The 3,782-nt window shown below is 44.8% G+C and carries 4 protein-coding genes; 2 read left to right on the top strand and 2 right to left on the bottom strand.

Annotated elements, in window-relative coordinates:
* Window positions 1-815: glycosyltransferase family 1 protein (locus VIN08_RS23700; protein ID WP_331970752.1), on the bottom strand; the 815-nt coding region annotated here is incomplete at its 3' end.
* Window positions 816-1,091: 276 nt separating this feature from the next.
* Between VIN08_RS23700 and VIN08_RS23705 the strand changes: the two genes are divergently transcribed.
* Together VIN08_RS23705 and VIN08_RS23710 are read left to right on the top strand one after the other, a co-directional pair.
* The gene (locus tag VIN08_RS23705; protein ID WP_331970755.1) at window positions 1,092-1,856 is read left to right on the top strand and encodes a glycosyltransferase family 2 protein; all 765 of its coding nucleotides are present in this window, start codon (window positions 1,092-1,094) and stop codon (window positions 1,854-1,856) included.
* Window positions 1,857-2,008: 152 nt separating this feature from the next.
* The gene (locus VIN08_RS23710) at window positions 2,009-2,881 is read left to right on the top strand and encodes a glycosyltransferase family 2 protein (protein WP_331970758.1); all 873 of its coding nucleotides are present in this window, start codon (window positions 2,009-2,011) and stop codon (window positions 2,879-2,881) included.
* On the opposite strand, the gene VIN08_RS23715 is transcribed toward VIN08_RS23710, so the two are convergent.
* Window positions 2,866-3,782 (bottom strand): CPBP family intramembrane glutamic endopeptidase (locus VIN08_RS23715; RefSeq protein WP_331970761.1); only part of this gene is annotated, 917 nt, incomplete at its 5' end. The two genes, VIN08_RS23710 and VIN08_RS23715, sit on opposite strands and share 16 nt — an antisense overlap.

Raw genomic sequence — 3,782 nt, forward strand, 5'->3', positions numbered from 1 at the left:
GGTGAAAAATTATCGAAGTAGTAAGCATGCTCTCCGCCCACTTCCGGTAATGATGTGAGCTTCGATAAAAATACAGGCTTGCCATAGTACATCGCTTCCAACACCGGCAAACCAAATCCTTCTGCGAGCGAAGGGAATATAAATGCCTGGCAATTTTTAAGATACCAGTTTTTGTCTTTTTCCGAGACAGGTCCTGTTAAATGTACTTTGTCTTCTACACCAAATTTTCTTGCTTCTGCCAGGATCTTTTTGTTATAGTCACCATACGGAATACCCGAGATGATGAGCTCTGCATCGAGCTCGCGCAGCAGCGGAGGCACTACATGAAAGTTCTTCTTGGGGCCAATGATACCCAGGGAGAACAGGAAAGGTTTTGCTGGTTTATAGCCGGGTATATATTCATCTTCTACATCGTGAAAGCTGCAACCGTTATACACTACTTTCATAGGCTTGCCCAGTGTAGTGAGGTTTCGCATAACATCCTGCTGCACAAATCCGGAGATGCAGGTAATAACATCGGCACGCTCTATACCCTTTAGCACCATCGCATTATATTTCTTTTTTCTGCGCTCACTGTCTGACTCGTGCAGGTAATTCAGATCGTGTATAGTGAGAACCATTTTTGTGCGCGCATTTATCGGGTAGTATTTGGATTGCTGATGCGTCATGTGCCACACATTTACATCGCTTGTGCCGGCCATGTATAGTTTACTGAATAGTCGTGGTGCTATATATCGAGGCTGATCGCCAAACAATCCCCTCAATTCTTTCGGTATAAAAAAAAGAAAGTCATCGTCCGCATGCTGATGTTTCAAAAGGTGTTTCCCTAAACTTGAGCAGAAGTGATATAATCCTGTATTGGGATATTTCATTCTTTCCAGATCGAGCAGAATCGAGCGCATTAAATGGGGACGAGTATATTATCTGCTGGAAGTAAAGGATTTTTACGTTTCCAACCAAATTGACCGTATATAGAGAAAAAGGAGGTTTCTTCGCGGGGGAGTCGTGTGAGGCGCGGTAATTTTTTTAATTTAAAGCCGAAAAGCATGGCAGTGTGGCAACGCCTGCTGCTATATATTTAACGATTGAATATGAAACTATCCGCAGTTATTATAACCTTCAATGAAGAAGCAACCATTGAGCGTTGTATTAATTCCCTGAAACCTATAGCGGATGAGATTGTTGTGGTTGATTCTTTCTCGACTGATCGTACGCGCGAGCTGGCCTCTGCCCTGGGAGCACGAGTTACTGAACGGGCCTTCACGGGCTTTACCGATCAGAAGAATTTTGCAGCAGCACAGGCTACACACGATTGTGTATTATCGCTGGATGCAGACGAGTATCTTTCTCCTGCACTAACAGCATCTATACAGCAAACAAAGGAGCAATGGCCTGCTGACGGATATACTTTTAACAGGCTCAATCATTATGGCGGTAAACCTATCAAAACATGTGGCTGGTATCCCGACAGCAAAATACGTTTGTGGGACAGGCGCAAAGGACAATGGGAGGGCGGCCTTGTACACGAAGTAGTAGTGATGCAGCCGGGTGCAAAGGTAAATCACCTGGCAGGCGACCTGATGCATGTTTACTTTCAGAATGCAGGACAGTTGTTGAAGAAGGTTCAGCAATACTCTGATATTTATGCTCAGGAACATGCCCATAAAAAGAGTATATCTGCCGGCATGATTTTTCTGAAAACGTTCTGGGCTTTCTTCAAGAGCTATATTATTCGCAGAGGTTTTACCGATGGATATGAAGGCCTGGTTATTTCAGTGTCTAACGCCAACGGAGTTTTGTACAAATACGCTAAATTGTTAGAGGCAAATCGACAGCGTAAAAAAGCGGAAAAGTAGACCATAGATATATACCTGCCGATATCTTTACTATATATGGCGATGAAAATGAAAGTACAGCCAGCCAGTACGTTGTGTGAGGGGTATGCCACGGTATGGGGCGTTGATTCTGTGAGCGGGAATGCTGTACTTTGCCTAAACTCCCGTATCGCATGAAGGTTGGCGGATTTACTTTTATCAGAAATGCTATTCTGTACGATTACCCGATCGTAGAAGCCATAACTTCTATTCTGCCGTTATGCGATGAACTGGTGGTGGCCGTTGGAAATTCGGACGACAATACGCTGGCGCTTATTCAATCTATTCCCAGCGATAAGATCAGGATCATTGAAACTGTGTGGGATGATTCGCTGCGCGAGGGAGGAAGAGTACTGGCACAGGAAACAGATAAAGCCTTTCATGCACTTTCACCCGATGTTGACTGGGCATTTTATATACAGGGCGATGAAGTGATGCACGAGCAATATATAGCTGAAGTGCGCACCGCCATGCAGCGCTATAAAGATGATAAAGCCGTAGAGGGTTTGCTGTTCGACTACAAGCATTTCTACGGATCGTATGACTACATCGGTGAATCGTACCGCTGGTACAGACGTGAGATACGTGTGATCCGTAACGACAAGCATATATATTCGTACCGTGATGCACAGGGTTTTCGCAAGGAAGGAAATCAGAAATTACAGGTAAAGCATATTAACGCAAGCATCTATCATTACGGCTGGGTAAAGATGCCCAAGGCTATGGCGATGAAGCAACGATCATTCAACAAGTATTGGCATGATGATCAATGGATCGAGCAGCACGTGGCCCAGGCAGAAGAGTTTGATTACTCGGAGATCGATTCGCTGCAGTTATTTAAAGGTACACATCCGGCTGCGATGATGAATCGTATCGCGGCCATTAACTGGAAGTTCGATCGCAGGTTGTCGGCTAATCACCTTTCGCTAAAGGACAGACTAAGAAAACTCATTGAAAAAATTACCGGCTGGCGATTGGGTGAGTACAGGAATTACCGCATCATCTGATGTTGTATAAAAGCGGTAAGTTCCATCGACCACGCTATACCGATGTGAACAGCAATGCCGCCCCAAATACTTTTTGTTTCGTAGGCAATAACGCCCAGTATATATCCGCCAAAAATAGAACTGATGGCTTCTCCGGGCGGTTTACCAAAGTGGAGGAAGCAATATATAGCGACCATGGCCAATACAGAATTTCTGCCGGTATACTGCAGTAGTCCTATCACCATAAAACCACGGAAGAGAAACTCCAGTGTAACAAAGTCAAAAGCATACGCCAGCTCGTAGGCGATCACCGTTGTCCACTCGGGTATACCCAGGTATGCCGCAGCTTCAGCACCTCCTCTATACATCGGGTATTGCTTGAGGAAAGAAGGATGAAAAGAAGCGAGTATAATTACCGGTAGCATTAATGCCAGCATAACAAAGTACGGTCGCATATCCGTTGGGCGTATACCCAATCCGTAAGCGTGGCGATCGTTGCGCTCAACAATATAGTAGAAGAGCAACAGCGGCAACAGTACCAACACACCACTGACAAGATTGATGGTTAATTTGAATACCCAGAGTTCGAGGTGAGAATTGGTCAGTTCATTTACGATCGGCCGTAGAAAAGGCACACTGCTATCAGCCGAAAGTGCGAGCAGCATGAGTACACTTTTCATCCAGAACCATTTTGAGCGCCAGAAGCTTTTCTCTTTTTTAAAGATGCTTACAGAAAGCAACACGGCAAAGTAAGCAACGGCATAGGTGAGGAGGTAGGCTGTAAATTTATATATACCCGACAGGTTATCGAGCACGCCATTCTCAAAATCGAGTGTATAATTACTATAAAGAGAAGCGGCCAGAAATATAGCAACGGCACTGTAGTGACCCACGTTGAAATCATGCGTAACATGTTCAACGA

It is taken from the genome of Ohtaekwangia sp., assembly GCF_036568665.1.
In the GTDB taxonomy this organism is placed as follows: domain Bacteria; phylum Bacteroidota; class Bacteroidia; order Cytophagales; family Cyclobacteriaceae; genus Ohtaekwangia.

Excerpts from the sequence above, each read along its gene's own strand:
- VIN08_RS23705 (WP_331970755.1), top strand. The coding sequence starts at position 1,092 with ATGAAACTATCCGCAGTTATTATAACCTTCAATGAAGAAGCAACCATT.
- VIN08_RS23710 (WP_331970758.1), top strand. The coding sequence starts at position 2,009 with ATGAAGGTTGGCGGATTTACTTTTATCAGAAATGCTATTCTGTACGAT.